The sequence below is a fragment of the Nitratireductor kimnyeongensis genome, assembly GCF_019891395.1.
Classification (GTDB): Bacteria; Pseudomonadota; Alphaproteobacteria; order Rhizobiales; family Rhizobiaceae; genus Nitratireductor; species Nitratireductor kimnyeongensis.
In genome coordinates, this window is the sequence record NZ_CP078143.1 from 2,375,989 (window position 1) to 2,395,348 (window position 19,360).

Sequence of the window (19,360 nt, forward strand, 5' to 3'; positions counted from 1 at the left end):
ATTGTGCCGTTGGCGTCGAGCAGGTTGTTCAATGGGCCTCTACGAGCGGCAGCAAGAAAGGCCGCTGAAGCTCGTTTCAATCACACGCCGAAGCCTTAGTGCCTCATCGCTGTTACCATGCCCACAATATCGGACTGCCGGCGTGCCTCCATTTTTCCCATGGCAGCGTGAAGCTGGTTCCTCACCGTGCTTATGCTGGTGCCGCGCAGCTCTGCAATTTCCTTGGGGCTCAACCCTTCTGCCAGATGCGTGGCGACGCGTGCTTCATTGGGTGTCAGTCCGAATGTTTCACACAGCAGCACGGCGACGTCAGGGCTGTCGGAACGACCCGCGAGCGTGACGAGGAAACAAGGCTCTTCATTGCCAAACAAAATGCCGGATGGTCGATACTCGAGCTCCTCCGTTGCAAGAGGAGCGATGCGGCAGGTCAGGGGAGGTTTGCCGTCGGAATTCGAGATGCTGAAGGTTTGTGGTTGGCGAAAAGAGCCATCGCTCTTGGCAATGATTGCAGAGAAGTGACGCTGCCAGGTTTCGGAAGCAAAGGCAAAACGATGCCTCAGGTCGCATCGGATCACATCGCCGGTTTCGAGCAATGTTTCGGCTTGCTGGTTGGCGAAAACGATTCTGCGGCTGCGTGTCACGACAAGACAGCCGGCAGATGCCGGGTCAACCACATTGACGAGTGCCTTCTTCTCGATCTCGGCTCCAGCCACTGTTCGGGCAATCTCGAAAGCCTGTTGCAGATGGGGCAACATATGCCTGACGATTTCCTGCCAAGGCGCTTCCAGCCGCTCGGTGTCTTTGGCGCGAATGCTTCCGCTAAATGCGAACAGGCGGCGCTCCTGTTTGAACAGCAATGCCGAACACCCACCAGTAATGTCTTCCTGCGGGCGCACCCAGTCGTCATAAAATTCCGTGCGGCGCAAGGCGGGATCCCTCCACACGTCGCCATAGGTGACGAGCTGCCCGGCCCCTGCCGACAACATCCTCCCGGCCAGAAAATCCCGTTCGAAAAAATAGTCGGCATAGGTCTGTTCAAAGGCCGGATCATAGCCGAACTGCCGTGCCCCCAGATCGATATGGGCGTCCAGATCATAGCCTGTCAGGCAAGTGCGGACACCGCCTCCTGCCACATCCGAGCACGCCTGCAGAAAGCTGCTCCATTTCCCGGCATCCAGTGCAGCCGCGTAGGCCAGCTTGGTCAGCGTGTCCAGCTTGTGTTGCACGTCTCATCCCCGGTGAAAATTAGCAGTTCAGAATAGGCAATTTGTATCATGAGCCCAGAATGCCCCTCCCGTAAACAGAGTTTCGGCAAAGCCGGGCAGGCTGTTGCCATCAGCAGGATTATGCCGACGCTCCGAGACGATTTCTACTCTGAGTTTCGGTCCGAGGATGGGGAAATACAGATTCATGATGATGAATATCATGCCGAAGGTTGCCGTGCGCCACGCATCCGGGCAGCGCTACTTTCACCGTGCTTGTAGCGCAGCCATGTTGTCGACAAGCGCATTCGTTGTGTGGGCGTCGCCGCCGGTAGTCCCAGATGCGCATGCCCAAACGGTCTGGTATGGAACCAATTCCGGCAGATGGTCCAGCCCATCCAACTGGGTCCCTGCCACTGTGCCGGACTCCAATGAGAATACATACATCGCGGCGGCCGATCCCAACAACCAGCCGATACTGGACGGCTTCGTCGGCACGGGCGTCGGTCTGACACGTGATGTTTTCATCGGGTTCGATGGCACAGATCCCAATCTCGGCGTGCTGACCATTCAGAATGGAGGTGTCCTGAACAGCAGCGGAGATGGGCTTATCGGCTTCAGCGTGGGCGCGGTCACGGGTGAGGGCCGGGTCATTGTGCAAGACACTGGATCGCAATGGAGACTGCCCAGCAATATCCTGACGGTTGGGTACACCCATGAGGGCACTTTGACGATCCGCGATGGCGGCAAGGTTGAGAGCTATCAGGGCAGAATCGGTTTCGCTACGAACGGCGTGGGCATCGTGAACATATGGCGCACGGGGTCTGCGTGGCATCTCACCAGCGACATTGTCATCGGCGAAAGCGGTCGGGGAGAACTCACGATCTCGGACAATGGCAAGGTGACAAGCTCCAATGGCGTTCTCGGGCTCAACAGCACTGGCAGGGGCGCAGTGACCGTGGCAGGGACGGGAACAAAATTCACCGCTGCCAACAACATGTTCGTCGGCGTTAAGGGCGAAGGCGAACTGACGGTTTCTTATGGCGGAGAGGTTGAGATCGCTTCCGCGTCGGGAATGGTCAAACTGGCCGACGATGCAAATTCCAAAGGCACGCTCAATATCGGTGCGGCCTCTGGCGATCCGGCGGCGGAGGCAGGGACGCTGAATGCGCCGAGCGTGGCTTTCGGCAACGGAGAGGGTACGCTTGTCTTCAATCACATCAACACCGGCTACATTTTTGGTGCGGATCTCTCTGGCTATGGCACGATCCTCCATGAAGCTGGAGAAACGACTTATACGGGGAACGGCGGCCCACTCTCCGGTGAAACGAAAGTTTCGGGTGGCCACCTGCTGGTGAACGGTTTTCTGGGTGCGATGACAACCGTCAATGGTGGCGTTCTTGGAGGCAGCGGCAATGTCCTGGACGTTGCCGTCAACTCCGGCGGCACGCTGGCGCCGGGCAATTCCATCGGTACCCTGACGGCCGACAATGCGACCTTCAATGCCGGCTCGGTTTTCGAGGTGGAATTGAACGACGGGGGCAACACCAAGGGTGTGAACAACGATCTGCTGGATGTGACCTTTAATGCCGGCAACCTTGTGATCAATGGCGGCACCATACACGTGAAGCCGGAAAACGGCACCGACGACGGGTCGAGCTACACGCCGGGATTGACCTATACGATCATCGAGGCAAACGATCGGACCGGCGAGTTCGACCAGGTGATCGATGATTTTCCATTGCTCACATTTACCGACATCTATTCCGGCGCGAATGTCTACCTCCAGTCGGCGGCGGCCTCGACCTGCCCGGGTGGCATGACCTTTAATCAGACCAACACCTGTGGCGGTGTTTTGTCCGTAGGGTCGGGCGGCATGTACAATGCTGTTGTCAATCTCACCGGATCCGAATTGCCGGATGCTCTCGACCAGCTTTCCGCCGAAATCCATGCTTCGGTCAAAGGGGCTCTGATGGAGGATAGCCGGTTTCCGCGAGAAGCGGCGAACGCCCGTATCCGCTCGGCTTTCGGTGCAGTGGCTTCGAATCCAGCACCGGTGCTGGCCTATGGAGACGATAGGGAGCTGCCCCCCGTGGCCCCTGGTGATCGGGGACTGGCCATGTGGGCGCGGGGGTTCGGTTCGGGTGCCAATTGGGATGGAGACGGAAACGCCGCCGACGCGCACCGTTCTACCGGTGGCCTGCTTTTCGGGGCTGATGGATTTGTCACCGACAGGGTCAACCTCGGTCTGCTGGGCGGCTATTCCCGGTCGTCCATCGATGTCGACGCCCGTAATTCGACTGCCACGGCCGACAGTTGGCATCTCGGTGTCTATGGCGGCGGCGAATGGGGCGGGTTCGGTCTGCGCGGCGGCGGCATTTACAGCTGGCACGGTATCGACACCAACCGCTCCGTCGCCTTCCGTGGCTTCTCCGACACTCTGTCTTCGTCATACGACGCAACGACAGCCCAGATCTTTGCCGAGACGAGCTACCGTTTCGATGCCGCGACTGCCAGCTTCGAGCCTTATGGCGGTATTGCCCATGTGCGGCTTGCGACCAACGGCTATAGCGACGCTGGAGGGGAAGCGTCTCTTTCGAGCGCCGACGGGGTTCACAAAAACACGTTCACCACACTTGGCCTGCGTGCCGAAACAGAGATCCAGATTGGTGACGACGCCATGGCTCGCCTGAGCGGCGGCATCGGTTGGCGGCATGCCTTCGGTGAAGTGACGCCGACAACCGTCCATGCCTTTGCCGGTGGAGACACTTTCACGATCGCCGGTGTACCGATTGCCCGGGATGCTCTGGTTCTGGAGCTCGGAGCCGACTTTGCGTTGAGTGAGATGTCAAATCTGGGTGTTTCCTATTCCGGGCAGTTCGCCGGCAACACTGCCGATCATGGGGTAGAACTGGATCTTTCTGTCTCGTTCTGACCGGCAACCCATTTGCCACAGGGGCGCTGCCGACGAGCCCTGTGGTAACCCCGTGATAGTCGGGTGTGAGATTGAGTGCGCCGCATGTTGACGAAACCAACAACAACCGCATCACCCCCTCACAAACCCGCTTGACGCCGGGGCCCGGGTCGCGGATTAATGCGCGCTGCGCGGGTATGATGTAATGGTAGCCTGTCAGCTTCCCAAGCTGAACGCGCGGGTTCGATTCCCGCTACCCGCTCCAGTTTCCCGATCCAAGCCTGATCCCTGCAAGCCTTTTCGGATTGCCCGCGCTTGCGCGCCCGGTCGTGTATGCGTATCTGTTTGCGGTCAAGATCAAGGAGCTTCCGGTGTCGGCACTGACCAGATTCCTGGGCGACAGCCCGCTGCGCGTCATCATCAAACTGCTGATTGTTTCGCTTATTGTCGGTTTCGTGATGAGCGCCTTCAACTGGTCGCCATTCGATATTTTCTACGCTCTGCGCGACACGGTTGTTCATCTGTGGAACATGGGTTTTGATGCGCTGGGACGCTTTGCAAGCTACATCCTGCTCGGGGCCGCCATTGTCGTGCCGGCCTTTTTGATCCTGCGCCTTCTGAATTATCGGCGGTAGGAGGCCCTGGGGGCATCCCATGGATCACGCTCAGCCGCAGACCCGCGTCACGCACCCTTTCCAGGTGACGAACCGCCTCGTCCTGTCGATTGCCTTGCCGATGACGCTGGCATATCTGACGACGCCGCTGCTGGGCATCGCGGACACGGCCATTGTGGGCCAGTATGGCGATGCGGCGCTCCTGGGCGGGTTGGCCGCAGGTGCCATCGTCTTCGATGTGGTCTTCACGACTTTCAATTTCCTGCGCTCCGGCACAACCGGTCTGGTCGCCCAGGCCTATGGTCAGGCAAATGCTCTGGAAGAACAGGCAGTCCTCTGGCGGGCATTGCTTGTCGCCCTGGTCGCCGGACTTCTCGTCGTTCTCGCCGGCCCGCTCATCATCGCCGGGGGCGCTTACTTCATGGATGCCGGCCCGGAGGTCACGGCCGCTATGCGGGCCTATGTCGCGATCCGCATCTTTGCCGCGCCGATCTCCCTCATCAACTACGCGATCCTCGGATATGTGCTGGGTCGTGGCGAAGGAGCGCTCGGGCTGGTGTTGCAGGTCATTCTGAATGGCACAAACATTGCGCTCTCAATGTATCTCGCGCTTTCGCTCGGCTGGGGAATCGAGGGCGTGGCCTGGGGCACGGTGGCTGGCGAGGCGATCGGCATGTTGGCCGGGCTCGCATGGCTGGCAAGGCGCTTCCGGCAGGGCCCGCGTGTGTCTCCGAGGTGGATTTTCGACACCCACCAGATCGTTCGCATGGTCGCGATGAACCGCGACATCATGATCCGATCGTTCTCTCTTCTCGCGGCCTTTGCGCTCTTCACCCGGCAGGGCGCGCAGTTTGGCACCGTCACCCTCGCCGCCAACGCGGTGTTGCTGAACTTCTTCCTTGTGGCGGGCTACTTCCTCGACGGCACGGCGACCGCCGCCGAGCAGTTGTCAGGTCGTGCGGTGGGCGCGCGTTATCTGCCCGCTTTCGTGCGTTCCGTCAGGCTGACCATGGCTTGGGGGTTCGGCTTCGCCCTTCTCATGTCGCTCTTCTTTCTTCTGGCCGGCGAGGCCCTCATCGCGTTCATCACGACAGCACAAGAGGTGCGGGCAGCCGCAAGCGCATTCCTTCCCTGGGCTGCGTTGATTTCCATTTCGGGTGTGCTCGCGTTCCAGATGGATGGCGTCTTCATTGGCGCCACGTGGTCACGCGACATGCGCAATATGATGCTGCTTTCTTTCGCCGCTTATCTCGTCTGCCTTTTCGTTCTGACAAGAGCCTTCGGCAATCATGGCCTGTGGGCCGCCTTCCATGTGCTGCTGCTGGTTCGTGGTGTGAGCCTGTTCGCAATCATTCCCTCGCGCATGCGCAAGACATTCGCCGAATAGGCGTCAGTCGAGTCGGCGTGCCGCCCATTCGTCAACGCGTGTGTCGCGAAGCTGGCGCAGGGAGGAGAGGTTTTCGCGCTGGGCAAAGGCGCTCATGTCGGCCAAGATCCTGCCGGGCAGGCATGTGCCGCCGAAAATCAGACCGCTATACATTTGCACCAGGTCGGCGCCGGCCCGAATTTTCTCCAGCGCCGTCTCGGAAGAGTCCACGCCCCCGACGCCGATCAGCGGCATCGCGGGGCCGATCAGCAGACGCAACTTCGCCAACACGATGGTGGACCGCTCGAAAAGGGGAAGTCCGGAGAGCCCACCTGTCTCGTGAGCCAGACGGCTCGTTACGCCTGTTCTTGAAAGAGTGGTGTTGCTGACAATCAATCCGTCGATACGCTTGTCCAGCGCCACATCGGCAATGTCCGAAAGAGCGGCATCGGTCAGATCAGGCGCGATCTTCAGGAAGAGCGGAACGGGAGCGCGCCGCAGCTTGGCCACCTCGTTGCGCCTGGCCAGCACCCGGGAAAGGAGTTCGGAAAGGTTCGCGCGATCCTGCAGCGACCGAAGACCCGCGGTGTTGGGCGAGGAGATGTTGACGGCAAGATAGGAGGCGATGTCTCCAAAAGCCCGCACACCAGCCTCATAGTCGGCGATGCGATCTTCGCTGTCCTTGTTCGCGCCGATGTTCACGCCAACAATTCCACCCTTGCCCGCGCGGTCGATAATGCGCTTTCTCACGCTCGCAATGCCGTGATTGTTAAAGCCCATCCGGTTGATGAGCGCGCTGTCTTCCTCCAGCCTGAACAAGCGGGGTTTTGGGTTTCCCTCCTGCGGCAGTGGGGTGACAGTGCCGCACTCCACAAACCCGAACCCCAGTTGCAAGAGCCCATCGGCCGCTTCGGCGTTCTTGTCGAATCCTGCGGCCATACCGAGCGGGTTGGGGAACACCATGCCGCCGACGATGGTTTTGAGACGCTTGCTGACCTGTGGAGGGCGAGCGAGGGGCATCCCGCTTTTGAATGCCATGATTGCGAGGTTGTGCGCGCGCTCGGAGTCCATCCGAAACAGGGCTTGTCGCGCGATCTTGTCGAGCAGGCTCTTCATTCTGGCAGCTCTGGAAAAACGTGAAGCCCGTCCGAGCCGAGTGGGAGAGGGTGAACCCACTTGACCTTGTCGAGCTCAAGCGGTGCGTAAAGATGCGGGAAAAGAGCGCCGCCGCGCGAGACTTCGTATTTCAGGGCGCTGCCAAGCGACGCGGCATCAATGGCGATCAGGAGCAGGTCATCCTGCTGCGCAAAGTGTTTGGCCGCCGTTTCCGCAACCTGCCCGGCGGTGGAGAAATGAATATATCCGTCCGCAAGATCGATCGCCGCGCCGTTGAACACACCCGCCATCTCGGCTTCCTGCCAGAGCGCACGGGGACAGAGTTTGTAGATCAGGTGAGCCATGCCAGCGGCTATACTTGCAATGCGGCGGTAACGAAAGGCCCGAAAAAGCGTTTTCGGGGGATTGCGGTTTATCCCATTTATGGCGCATTCCTGGCTCATGAACCCATCGTCAGAAGCATGAACGCGGAGCTGCCCCCATGCGCAATACAAGAACGCGCAATACAAGAACGCGCAATACAATGATGCGCAATACAATCGCAGCGACAGGCACGCTGATCATACTGTCCACGCTGACGAGCGCCACGGCACAGGAGGCTGAGCGCTTTCAGTTGGAGCGCACGGACGAAGGCTATGTGCGCATGGACACGAAGACCGGAGCCATGTCGCTTTGCCGCGAGCGGTCAGGACAGCTTGTCTGTGCGCCTGCAGCTGATGAACGCACGGCCTATGAGGAAGACATCGCGGCGCTGCAGGACCAGCTCGGAGCCCTGGAAAAGCGTGTCGAAGCGCTGGAGAATGGTTCTGCTGAGGCCAAGTCGGAACTGCCCTCTGAGGATGAATTTGAACAGACCTTGGGTTTGATGGAGCGTTTTTTCCGCAAGTTCATGGGGATCGTGAAGGACTTTGAAAAGGAGGACAGCACGAGCTCGCCCGATACACCGACCCCTGATCGAACCTGAGGTTGGCAAGGGCAGGAAAACCATTCCGACCATTGCCGTCATATTGATGGATCCTGACCCTAGGTGGCGGCTCGCACCAGACGCAGCACCATCGAAAATGCAAAGAAACCGCAGCCAACCTGCAGGCTCAGGACGGCAAAACGCAGATAGATGTCTTTCAGTATTGCTATGAACACCTTCGCTCCCGAACGGCCGACCGGGCGCGCGTCTGGATTGAGATGCATCCAGACCTCGGTCTTCTTGGGGTTTTGTCTCGCAAGAGCATAAGCCTTGAGTATCAGTAGCTCCGACATGATGAGCGTCATCAGTGCCCCGGCGCTGAAAGCGAGAATCAGGTCGAACGAAAAGCTCAGCATCACAAGCCCGATGGCAAAGGCGCCGAACAGAACGGCGCGTCCGATGCAGAACATGGCTACCTTGCGGATTTTCTCCATAGCAGGCTCACGGGTTTTCACCCTCGGAGCGAGTCTGTGGCATAGATCTGGGGCAGACAAGTAAATCTTCCGCGAGCAAATTGGTGAGTGGTGGAATGTCTGACCATGGCAGAGCTTGAAATGACGGCTATTCCCCGCATAATCGCATCCAGATCCGCGGCAGCAGAAGACACAATAAAGCGGCGGGCGCGGGAGGGACTTTTGGCATCGGGCTATAGTTTTTTGGTCGCCGACGACCATCCTCTGTTCCGAGGGGCGTTGAAAGGCGCGCTTTCCGGTCTCGACGATGCATGCAAGATATTGGAAGCGGGCGACTTCGAAGGCGCGAAAGTGCTTTTGGATGATACTATCGATCTCGTCCTGCTCGATCTTACCATGCCTGGTGTGAGCGGCCTTTCAGGACTGGTCGCCTTGCGTGGAATGAATGCGGCGGTACCCATCGTTGTCGTTTCCGCACACGATGATCCCGAAACCATCAGACGGGCTCTGGAGCTGGGCGCTTCCGGTTTCATCTCAAAATCGTCAGGCATGGACGAGATCAGAACGGCGGTTCAGACAATTCTGAACGGCGGAATCTACACGCCTGCCGACATCGATCTGGGAGCCGAGGCCGATCCGGAGATCGCAGATCTCATCAGCCGACTTCAAACCTTGACGCCGCAGCAGACGAGGGTGTTGAGCATGTTGGCGGAAGGGCTTTTGAACAAGCAGATCGCCTATGAGCTCAATGTTTCCGAAGCCACGATAAAGGCACACGTCTCTGCAGTCCTGCAAAAGCTGAACGTGGATAGCCGCACCCAGGCTGTCATTCGTCTGTCGAGGATTGGCACCGACACGATCACCACGGAAAACTGATCCTGACAGTTATTCCGCTGAGGCAAGCATTTGACGACAACGCGTCAAAAGCGTGCGCAGTGAGGCCGGGCGCAAGGGCTTGTTCAGCACCATGGCGGTAAGAGCTTCTGCCTCTGCTCGCACTTCGTTGGAGCGATCGGCTGTGATCAGGATTGCCGGTATCGTTCCCCCGTAACGTCCGCGCAGGGCCAAAATCACATCGAGCCCCACCTCATTGTCAAGGTGGTAGTCTGCGAGGATGATGTTTGGAGGACCGTCCGAGAAATCGGGAAGCGAGCTTGAGCCGGTTGCTGTTGAAACCACACAGCCCCATCCTTCGAGAAGACGACGCATTCCGTCGAGGATGCGTGCATCGTTGTCAATGCACAACACACGCAGACCTTCCAGCATCGTCTGTTGGATCGCTGCCGGGCGTGCGCGAATGTCGGCTGCTTTGGCTTGGGTGGAACTGATTGGCATGATGACGGAAAAGCGCGTCCCGCCATCAATCTGGGAATCGAGCCGTATCTCCAGGTTCAAAACGCGCGCAATGCGATCGACGATGGACAGGCCGAGGCCTAGCCCCTGTGCCTGACGCACCCCTTCATCAAGCCGCGTGAATTCGCGAAACACCGTGTTCAGCTTGTCGGAGGCAATCCCGATACCGGTGTCGATAACCTGCAGCTCAAGCAACGCGCCGCGCCGCCGCACGCCGACAAGAACCCGGCCGCTGGGCGTGTACTTGATCGCATTGGAGACAAGGTTTTGAACAAGTCGGCGCAACAGGTTTCGGTCGGTGTTCACCGTCAGCGTTGAAGGGATGATTGTAAGCTTCAACCCTTTTTCCTCGGCCAGCGGCATGAAATCTGTTGTGAGTTGACGCATCAGGCCATCAAGCTGAAACACAGTGGGAGAGGGCTTGAGCGCCCCGGTATCCAGACGCGATATATCGAGCACAGCGCCGAGGATCGCCTCCACGGAATCGAGTGACGATTCGATGTTGCCCACATACTCGCGGGTCTCCCCGCCTTCTGCGCGTTCCATCAGCGAAGAGCAATAGAGCCGGGCGGCGTTGAGAGGTTGGAGGATGTCGTGGCCTGCGGCTGCCAGGAAACGCGTTTTTCCGAGATTGGCTTCCTCCGCGATCACTTGCGCCTGCGCCAGTTCTTCGTTGACCCGCATCAGTTCCGCTGTGCGATCGGCCACGCGCTGCTCGAGTGTTTCGTTGATGCGCTTCAGCGCAAGGTCCGCCTCCACGCGCGGACTGATATCGGTGTAGGTGGCAACGATCCCGCCATCGGGCATCGGGTTTGTGCGCAATTCGATGATACGGCCGCTCTTTTGCAGCCGGATCTCCCATGGCATCCCGAAGTCGGTAAAGCGGTTCAACGTAACCGTATAGGCGTCGAGAGGTATCTCGCCGCGCACGGTGAGCAGGTTGACGAACCGATCGAGTGACACGCCGACCTGACCCATTTCATCCGGCAGATTGAAGAGGCTTCTGTATTGCCGGTTCCAGCAGATCAGCTGAAAATCCCTGTCAAAGACCGTGACGCCTTCCTCCATCTGGTCAAGTGCGGTCTGCAGAAGATCGCGGTTGTGCTGCAATGCCATGGAGGCATCGTCGAGCAGTCGTAGTGCGTCGCGTGGCGATCGATCGTTTCTTTGAAAGAGCAGGGACAGAATGAGACGTGAGGAGGAGGACCCCACAGCGCTCGCGAGCAATTGTTCTGAAAAGCGCACCAGCGCGATGCCGGTCTGATCGTTCCCGTTGAGGCGAACGCCATGGGTCGCTTCAAACGTGGCAAAGGAACGCTCCGTGCGTTCAGCTCCCAGATAGCGCGAGATAGTATCTTTCAGATCGTTGACGGTGACTGCCGTGCGAAACCGCCGCAGCGTCGGGATAGGGCCTGTATCGCGGGGCACGAAGATCGCGGCCTGAATACGCTCGAGCGGTTGTGCGGCGCGTGAAAGGGAGCCGAGAACGAAGAAAAGCGTGTTGACGGCAAGGCTCCACAAAACCCCATGGTTCAAAGGCTCGGCGACGGTTCCAAAAAGCGCTTGTGGCCTCAGTGCAGGCAGGCCGAAGAGACCGTCGGTGATGATGCCTGTGCCCTGTGGGGCAAGCGAGGGAAACAAAAGCGTGTAGGCCCAGATCGCGAAGCCTGAACCCATTCCCAGAAGAGCGCCGCGGGCATTCGCACCACGCCAGATCAGGCCGCCAAAGAAGGCCGGTGCGAACTGCGCGATGGCCGCGAAGGAGATAAGGCCAATGGCGGCCAGACGGGTATTGTTGGTGGTTTCGCGATAATAGAGAAACGCCGTGAAAAGGATGATGAAGATCGCGGCGCGACGGATGTTCAGGATGCTCGTCGACCAATCGTTCTTCTCGTGATGATCAGGACGCAGCAAACGGCGCAGAAAGAGCGGGATCACCAGATCGTTTGAAATCATGATAGAGAGCGCCACACTGGCGACAATGACCATGGCCGTCGCAGCTGAGAGCCCGCCGATAAAGGCGATCAGGGCGAGAAGGTCATGCCCGGCAAGCAGTGGAAGAGCGAGCACGTAGAGATCCGAGTTGGCATTGTCTCCAACCAGCGCGAGGCCGGCGAAGGCTATCGGGATCACGAACAGGTTGATCAGCACGAGATAGAGTGGGAATAGCCAACTCGCGGTCTCCAGCTCCGTGGTGCTGCGGTTCTCCACAATGGTGACATAGAACTGCCGGGGTAGCATGAAGATGGCGAAAGCGCTGAGGGTCGTCATGACGATCCACGTCGCCAGAGAGGTGGGATAGGTGTAAGCCTTCTGCACCTCTGGAAGGCTGCTTACAGCGCGCGCCAGGTCCAGCGGCCCTCCAAAGAAAAAATAGGTTATGGCGATGCCCACCGCGAGGAAGGCCGCGAGCTTCACAAGGGTCTCCACCGCTACGGCAAGAACCAGACCCTCCTGATGCTCGGTGGCATCGGCGTGGCGCGTTCCGAACAGAACGGCGAAGATCGCCAGAAGGAAGGTGACGATCAACGCCATGTCTCCAACGAAGAAGTCGATGACCGGTGGTGCGCCGTCGTAATGCGTGACCATGAGGCTCACGGAATCCGAAATCGCCTTCAATTGGAGCGCGATATAGGGAACCGTTCCGAAGGTGGCGATCAGCGTTGCGACCGACGCGACCGCGAAGCTTTTCCCATAGCGTGCCGCCAGGAAATCCGCGATGGAGGTGATCTTCTCAGATTTGGCGAGCCGAATGATGCGTTTGAGGATCGGGAACCCGAACAGGAAAACCAGCACGGGGCCGATATAGATGGCCAGAAACTCCAGGCCGCGCTCGGAGGCCAGTCCCACCGAGCCGAAGAATGTCCAGGAGGTGCAGTAAATGGCGATGCTCAGCGCATAGATATAGGGGCGCGAGCCCAGCCCTCCCTGACGGGCAGCCCGATTGTCGCCGAGGCTCGCGATGAAGAAGAGCAACGTCACATAGGCGACGGCTATGATGGCGATGACCCAGCCCTGCACCGGTCGAGATTCTCCTCCTCAAAGGTCTATTGAAGGCAAACACAGGCCAGGTTGCGTGTCCAATGCTTCTTTCGGCGAATTTACTTTGCAGATACCACCGAACAGTTTTTGTTGCGCTTTCCACTCCCGATGCTTCTACTGTTCGCGTGTTGGTGGCCTATGAGTCGCCGGAGTTGCAGTTAGATTGGGGAGACACCCTTATGATGAAGGAATTTCGGGAGTTCATTGCACGAGGCAATGTAATGGACCTCGCGGTCGGCGTGATCATCGGCGGCGCGTTCGGTCTCATCGTGAAGTCGTTGACCGACGACATTATCATGCCACTCGTTGGAGCCATCTTTGGCGGCTTCGATTTTTCCAACTATTTCGTTCCGCTTTCTTCCACCGTGACCGCCACCACGCTGGAGGCCGCGCGGGAGCAGGGGGCTGTGTTTGCCTACGGTAATTTTCTCACCGTCCTCGTCAATTTCCTGATCCTGGCATGGATCATTTTCCTCATGGTGAAAGGCGTGAATTCACTGCGCCGGAAGGAAGCCGAAACGCCGGCAGAGCCCGAGGCGCCGCCAGCAGACGTTCAGCTTCTCACGGAAATCCGCGATCTTTTGTCGAAAAAATAGCGCTTTTTAGCGGTTTTCGTAAAAACCAACGAGAAAAAGCGAAAACGCCGTCGAACAGGAATTCGACGGCGTTCTCATTGATTTCATTGAGAAAATCAGGTCACCCACCCGACTTGGGTACGAGAAGCGAGACCACACGCTCGGATTTCGCCTGCTGAGGCTGATCGGCTTCTTTGAACGGAATGCCAAGCGTTTCCCAGGTTTCCAGCAGCGCATCACGCAGTGTCTCGATCAGCCCGTCATGGTGAAAAGGCGTCGGCGTGATGCGCAACCGCTCCGTGCCGCGCGGGACCGTTGGATAATTGATCGGCTGGATATAGATGCCGTGCCTTTCAAGCAAACGGTCAGAAGCCTGTTTGCACAGCTCGGGGTCGCCGACAAGCAACGGAACGATATGCGTCTGCGACGGCATCACCGGCAGGCCAGCGGCCAGTAGCTTGTCTTTGGTCTGTTGCGCCTGGCGCTTTTGAGCGTCTCGCTCCACTGACGAGGATTTGAGATGCCGGATCGACGCGGTCGCTGCCGCAGCGATGGCCGGAGGCAGGGCGGTTGTGAAAATGAAGCCGGAGGCATAGGAGCGCACTGCATCGATCACCGCGCTCGAGCCAGTGATATAGCCACCGATCACACCAAAACCCTTGGCAAGCGTCCCCTCAATGACATCGATACGGTGCGCCAGTCCGTCACGTTCCGTGATCCCACCACCGCGCGCGCCGTACATGCCGACGGCATGGACTTCATCGATGTAGGTCATGGCATTGTACTTGTCGGCCAGATCGGCAATCGCCTCGATGGGCGCGATATCACCGTCCATGGAATAGACGGATTCAAAAACGATCAGCTTGGCCCGGCTGTGGTCGGCCTCCTTCAAGAGGCTTTCGAGGTGGCCGACATCATTGTGGCGGAAGATTTTCTTTTCGGCGCCAGACCTGCGCACTCCCTCGATCATGGAGGCGTGATTCAGTTCGTCGGACAGAACCAGACAATTGGGCAGGAGACGGGCAATGGTAGAAATGGAAGCTTCATTGGAGATGAAACCGGATGTGAAAACGAGACCGGCTTCCTTTCCATGCAGATCCGCCAGCTCTGTCTCCAGTTCCACCAGCGGGTGGTTGGTGCCGGAGATGTTGCGCGTGCCGCCAGCGCCCGCACCCATCGAGCCTGCAGCCTCCTGCATGGCGGAGATCACGCGTTCATGCTGGCCCATGCCGAGATAGTCATTCGAACACCAGACGGTGATCTCGCGCGCTTGTTCGCCGGAACGCCAGATCGCGCGCGGAAACGCGCCGACAATCCGCTCAAGATCGGCGAAAACGCGATAGCGTCGTTCAGCGTGAAGTTGATCGATCGCTTCTGAGAAAAAACGCTGGTAATTCATAGAACCTTCCTGCTGTGCGGCGCGATCATAATCGCGCACCTTGCCCGCGTCCATTACGTGTTTCGGGCAAATTGACACGTCTGTGAGATGGGGCTTTGCGCTTGTGCAATATTGACCCGCGCACGACTTCTCACTCAGCGCCGCAAGGTATTTTCCTGTAGGTCGTCTTTCGGTGCCATTATGTCTGCAATGGTCGTCAGGGCTGAAATAAGCTGGCTGCGCCGCTCGGGAGCGAGAGCCGCAAATCGCCGTCCGAAGGCGTCGCCCATCGGCTCGGGCGCGCGCTTTAACAATACACGACCTTGCTCCGTCAGCCGGGTGTGGACCACGCGCCGGTCGTGGCGTGAACGATAACGCTCGACCAGCAGCCGCGTTTCGAGATTGTCGAGAACGGTGATCACGGTTGCCGCACTCAGATCGACATGGGCCGACAAGACGGTCGTTGTGACCTCCCCCAGCGCAGCGATCGCCTTTAGGATGATCAACTGCGGCGCCGTTAGACCAATCTGTTTGGCAAGTGCTCTGGAGTGTACATCGTTGGCCCGAACGATGCGGCGGATGCACTTTTCCACCCCTCGCAACTCCTCATCGCGGAACCCTTTGGTGACCTTGGCAGTTGTCGTCTCGGAAGTCATGCGGACGCCATTAATTTGACATCTAATAGTTATAACTATAACTAAAATACGCTCCGACGCAACGACAAACAAGGGATCAGATCGCTATCCATGTGCGGAATCTGCGGAGAACTGCGGCTTGATGGCCGCCCTGCCTCACCTGTCGCTCTTTCGAAAATGATGGACTGTCTTGCGCCGCGTGGGCCTGATGGTGCCGGTGCCGTCATTCATGGCAGCGCAGCGTTCGGGCATCGGCGGCTGAAAATTATCGATCTGTCGGAAAAGGCCCGGCAGCCCATGGAAGATGCGGAACTGGGGCTTACTATCGCCTTCAATGGCTGCATCTACAACTACCCGGAACTGCGCGCGGAACTGGAAGGCAGGGGTTATCGCTTCTTCTCCACCGGCGATACCGAGGTCATCCTCAAAGCCTGGCACGCTTGGGGCGAAGATTGCGTGAACCGCTTTCATGGTATGTTCGCCTTCGTTCTCAGGGAGCGCGAGACGGGTCGTGTGGTGATGGCGCGAGACCGTTTCGGCATTAAGCCGCTGTACCTCGCGGAAACGCCGGAACGTGTTCGCTTCGCGTCCTCGCTTCCGGCTCTGTTGGCAGCAGGGGAGGTGGACACTTCCATCGATCGCAATGCGCTGCATCACTACATGACATTTCACGCGGTCGTCCCCCCACCACGGACCATCCTCAATGGCGTGAAAAAGCTCCCGCCTGCCACCATTCGCATCATCGAAGCTGACGGCACGCAGCGGGATCGGGTTTACTGGGATCCGCCATTCGCGCGCGATCCGGGAATGGCTACGCTTTCACCTGACGAATGGCGGGACCGGACCCTGGAAGCCCTGCGCCTCGCCGTCAAGCGCCGCATGGTGGCCGATGTACCTGTGGGCGTTCTGCTTTCAGGGGGGGTGGATTCGAGCGTTATCGTCGGACTTCTCGCTGAAGCCGGACAAAAGGGCCTCATGACCTTTTCTGTCGGTTTCGAGGAGGCCAATGGCGAGAAGGGCGATGAATTCGTTTATTCCGATCTGATCGCCAAGGAATTCGGCACCGATCACCACAAGATTTTCGTACCGTCGGCCGATCTGATGGGCGCGCTACCGGGCACGTTTGCGGCTATGTCGGAACCGATGGTATCCTACGATAATGTTGGCTTCTATTTGTTGTCCAAGGAAGTCTCCAAACACATCAAAGTTGTGCAATCGGGGCAGGGTGCCGACGAGATTTTCGGCGGCTATCACTGGTATCCGCCATTGATGAGCTCCAACAATGTGGTCGATGATTACGCCAAGGTTTTCTTTGACCGTTCGCATGAAACTTTGAGCAGGCAGCTCTCGCCTGAGTGGATCGCGGACCGTGATGCAAGCCGCGAGCTGGTGGCGGCTCACCTCACGCGGGCCGAGGCAGACACACCGGTCGACGCTGCGCTGCGGCTCGACTCCACCGTCATGCTCGTCGATGATCCGGTCAAGCGGGTTGACAACATGACCATGGCCTGGGGACTTGAGGCGCGGGTGCCTTTCCTTGATCATGAACTGGTCGAGCTTGCTGCCCGCATCCCACCCGAAGAAAAGCTCAAACAGGGCGGGAAGGGTGTATTGAAAGAGGTGGCCAGGCAGATCGTGCCCAACGAGGTCATCGACCGGAAGAAAGGCTATTTCCCGGTGCCGCAACTCAAATATGTCGACGGGCCCTATCTCGACATGGTGCGGGATGCTCTATCGTCGCAGTCGGCCCGGGAGCGTGGTCTCTTCCGTCAGGATTATCTCGATACGCTATACGCCGCGCCGGCTGATCACATCACGCCGCTGCGCGGCTCTGAACTCTGGCAGGTAGGTCTGCTCGAACTTTGGCTGCAAACCCACGGGGTGTGACTGATGGCCAAGAAAGAGGATGTGGCTTTCCGTGCTTCCCGCGGGCGTAGTGACAAGGCACTCGGCTACCGTCTGAAACGTCTGCGCAGCGAAACCATGAAGCCGACCAGCGCGCCGGCCGATCAGTCCTCCGCTCAACAGGACAAGCATGTTTCTCTGGAACTGGGCTGGGGCAGGCTTCTCTTCGCACAGACCTTTGACACCAATGAAGAGCTTGCCGGTGCGCTGCGGGACGAGGGCCCTGCACGACGCGACATCGCCTTTTACATACGCGATCCGCACGTCCTCCTCTCGATGGCGCCTCAAGAGCTTTTCCTTGATCCGTCCCATACCTATAGGCTCGATCTCGCGACCTATCGGCCTAGCCGGCGGCAGCCGCGCGGTTTTTTCATTCGGCGACTGACCTCTGAGGCTGACGCGAACGCGGTCAACGCCATCTATCAAAGCCGCGGCATGGTCACCGTGCGCCCTGATTTCTTCTGGACCAACCGTGACAGCCGCGCCGTCACCTATTTTGTCGCCGAAGACGACCAGACCGGCGGCATTCTGGGAACGGTTACGGGTGTGGATCACCGCCGCGTGTTCCAGGATGCCGAGAATGGTTCCTCGCTTTGGTGCCTTGCGGTCGATCCACAATGCCGGCATGCCGGCGTGGGTGAGATGCTGGTGCGTCGGTTGGCGGAGCATTTCGCAGCGCGGGGCGCAAGCTTCATGGATCTGTCGGTCATGCATGACAATGACCAGGCCATCGCACTTTACGAAAAACTTGGCTTCCACCGTGTCCCGGTATTTGCGGTCAAGCGGAAGAATCCGATCAACGAGAGACTGTTCACGCATCCGCCTGCAGATTTCGATCGTCTCAATCCTTACGCGCGGCTGATAGTTGATGAGGCTCACCGCCGTGGCGTTGCAGTGGACGTGACGGATGCCGAGGGTGGCTTTTTCCGACTGTCGTTCGGTGGTCGGTCTATCCATTGCCGTGAAAGCCTGTCTGAGCTCACTTCGGCCGTCGCCATGTCGATCTGCGACGACAAGGCCGTCACTCGCCGCGTGGTGGTGCGCGCGGGGTTGACCGTGCCGGAGCAGATGGAAGCCGTGGATGACGACGCGGCACTCGAAGCATTCCTGAAGAAGCACGGGCGTGTTGTTGTGAAACCGGCTCGCGGTGAACAAGGCAAGGGCGTTGCCGTCGGTCTTGAAACATTCGATGAAATGCAGAACGCCATACGCATCGCCCGCGAGCTTTCCGACCGCGTTCTGATAGAAGCTTGTTTCGAGGGTGAGGATCTGCGTCTGGTGGTGATCGATTATCGACTCGTAGCGGCAGCGGTGCGCCGTGCGCCGCGCGTGGTGGGCGACGGTCATAAGTCCATCGAAGAACTGATTGAAAAACAGTCGCGCCGGCGCGCGGCGGCAACGGGCGGCGAAAGCCGGATTCCAATCGACGACGAGACGAGGCGTTGTGTGGCCGGTCTCGGGTTCGAGATGTCGAGCGTCTTGCCGGAAGGCCAGGAAGTGGTGGTTCGGAAAACGGCCAATCTCCACACTGGTGGTTCGATCCACGATGTGACGGAGAAGGTGCATCCGGATCTGGTTCGCGCGGCCTGCACCGCGGCGCGCGCCATTGACATTCCGGTGGTTGGCATCGACCTTATGGTCAGATCGCCGGGCCATCCCGACTATGTCTTCATCGAGGCCAATGAGCGGCCGGGCCTTGCGAACCACGAACCGCAGCCGACGGCAGAGCGCTTTGTCGATCTGCTTTTCCCGCGCTCCGGCGTTAAATCGGCGGAACGGGCACTGGCACCCAGAGGGTAGCGGGTTTCACACACGGTGCAGACCGGTGGGTCTGCTCGCATGATCGCTGCCGGGCTGATCCAAGGTCGGGCGCAATGGGCAAT

Annotated in this window: 15 protein-coding genes and 1 tRNA gene; 9 read left to right on the forward strand and 7 right to left on the reverse strand. The window is 58.9% G+C overall.

Annotation, left to right across the window (positions count from 1 at the left end):
- Positions 1-95 precede the first annotated feature (95 nt).
- Positions 96-1,226 carry a helix-turn-helix transcriptional regulator gene (locus tag KW403_RS11305; RefSeq protein WP_223019587.1) on the reverse strand — a complete coding sequence of 377 codons (1,131 nt, stop codon included), beginning with the start codon at positions 1,224-1,226 and terminating at the stop codon, positions 96-98.
- A gap of 184 nt (positions 1,227-1,410) precedes the next feature.
- Between KW403_RS11305 and KW403_RS11310 the strand changes: the two genes are divergently transcribed.
- The 4 genes from KW403_RS11310 to KW403_RS11325 all read left to right on the forward strand — a co-directional run bounded on the left by KW403_RS11310 (position 1,411) and on the right by KW403_RS11325 (position 6,117).
- Positions 1,411-4,137 (forward strand): autotransporter outer membrane beta-barrel domain-containing protein, encoded by a 2,727-nt coding sequence (locus KW403_RS11310; protein ID WP_223019588.1) that lies wholly within the window; start codon positions 1,411-1,413, stop codon positions 4,135-4,137.
- A gap of 170 nt (positions 4,138-4,307) precedes the next feature.
- Positions 4,308-4,381, forward strand: a tRNA-Gly gene (locus tag KW403_RS11315).
- A gap of 106 nt (positions 4,382-4,487) precedes the next feature.
- A complete protein-coding gene (locus KW403_RS11320; protein WP_223019589.1) occupies positions 4,488-4,751 on the forward strand; it encodes a DUF6460 domain-containing protein in 264 nt (87 codons plus the stop codon).
- Positions 4,752-4,770: 19 nt separating this feature from the next.
- Positions 4,771-6,117, forward strand: coding sequence for an MATE family efflux transporter (locus KW403_RS11325; protein WP_223019590.1), 1,347 nt, complete (start codon positions 4,771-4,773; stop codon positions 6,115-6,117).
- A 3-nt stretch (positions 6,118-6,120) separates the two neighbouring features.
- On the opposite strand, the gene KW403_RS11330 is transcribed toward KW403_RS11325, so the two are convergent.
- A complete protein-coding gene (locus tag KW403_RS11330; protein WP_223019591.1) occupies positions 6,121-7,212 on the reverse strand; it encodes a quinone-dependent dihydroorotate dehydrogenase in 1,092 nt (363 codons plus the stop codon).
- Positions 7,209-7,556 carry a DUF952 domain-containing protein gene (locus tag KW403_RS11335; RefSeq protein ID WP_223019592.1) on the reverse strand — a complete coding sequence of 116 codons (348 nt, stop codon included), beginning with the start codon at positions 7,554-7,556 and terminating at the stop codon, positions 7,209-7,211. The genes KW403_RS11330 and KW403_RS11335 overlap by 4 nt, the downstream gene beginning before the upstream one ends.
- Before the next feature lie 137 nt (positions 7,557-7,693).
- On the opposite strand from KW403_RS11335, the gene KW403_RS11340 reads away from it, so the two are divergent.
- Positions 7,694-8,176 (forward strand): hypothetical protein, encoded by a 483-nt coding sequence (locus KW403_RS11340; RefSeq protein WP_343224034.1) that lies wholly within the window; start codon positions 7,694-7,696, stop codon positions 8,174-8,176.
- Between the two features lie 59 nt (positions 8,177-8,235).
- Here KW403_RS11340 and KW403_RS11345 read toward each other — a convergent pair whose 3' ends face one another.
- On the reverse strand, positions 8,236-8,610 hold the full coding sequence (locus KW403_RS11345) for a hypothetical protein (RefSeq protein WP_223019593.1): 375 nt from the start codon (positions 8,608-8,610) through the stop codon (positions 8,236-8,238).
- A 201-nt stretch (positions 8,611-8,811) separates the two neighbouring features.
- Between KW403_RS11345 and KW403_RS11350 the strand changes: the two genes are divergently transcribed.
- Positions 8,812-9,465 carry a response regulator transcription factor gene (locus tag KW403_RS11350; RefSeq protein ID WP_223022533.1) on the forward strand — a complete coding sequence of 218 codons (654 nt, stop codon included), beginning with the start codon at positions 8,812-8,814 and terminating at the stop codon, positions 9,463-9,465.
- 9 nt (positions 9,466-9,474) lie between these two features.
- Here the strand turns inward: KW403_RS11350 and KW403_RS11355 are convergent, their stop codons facing one another.
- Positions 9,475-12,963, reverse strand: a complete 3,489-nt coding sequence (locus KW403_RS11355; RefSeq protein WP_223019594.1) for a PAS domain-containing hybrid sensor histidine kinase/response regulator — start codon at positions 12,961-12,963, stop codon at positions 9,475-9,477.
- 200 nt (positions 12,964-13,163) lie between these two features.
- Between KW403_RS11355 and mscL the strand changes: the two genes are divergently transcribed.
- Positions 13,164-13,580, forward strand: coding sequence for a large conductance mechanosensitive channel protein MscL (gene mscL, locus KW403_RS11360; RefSeq protein ID WP_223019595.1), 417 nt, complete (start codon positions 13,164-13,166; stop codon positions 13,578-13,580).
- 100 nt (positions 13,581-13,680) lie between these two features.
- Here the strand turns inward: mscL and hemA are convergent, their stop codons facing one another.
- Both hemA and KW403_RS11370 read right to left on the reverse strand, forming a co-directional pair.
- Entirely contained in the window at positions 13,681-14,958 is a 1,278-nt protein-coding gene (hemA, locus tag KW403_RS11365; RefSeq protein WP_223022534.1) for a 5-aminolevulinate synthase, read from the reverse strand.
- Between the two features lie 134 nt (positions 14,959-15,092).
- Positions 15,093-15,593, reverse strand: a complete 501-nt coding sequence (locus KW403_RS11370; RefSeq protein WP_223019596.1) for a MarR family winged helix-turn-helix transcriptional regulator — start codon at positions 15,591-15,593, stop codon at positions 15,093-15,095.
- Between the two features lie 90 nt (positions 15,594-15,683).
- Here KW403_RS11370 and KW403_RS11375 point away from each other — a divergent pair, with 90 nt between their 5' ends.
- Both KW403_RS11375 and ngg read left to right on the forward strand, forming a co-directional pair.
- A complete protein-coding gene (locus KW403_RS11375; protein WP_223019597.1) occupies positions 15,684-17,459 on the forward strand; it encodes an N-acetylglutaminylglutamine amidotransferase in 1,776 nt (591 codons plus the stop codon).
- Positions 17,460-17,462: 3 nt separating this feature from the next.
- Positions 17,463-19,277 carry an N-acetylglutaminylglutamine synthetase gene (gene ngg, locus KW403_RS11380; protein ID WP_223019598.1) on the forward strand — a complete coding sequence of 605 codons (1,815 nt, stop codon included), beginning with the start codon at positions 17,463-17,465 and terminating at the stop codon, positions 19,275-19,277.
- The last annotated feature ends 83 nt before the right edge of the window (positions 19,278-19,360 follow it).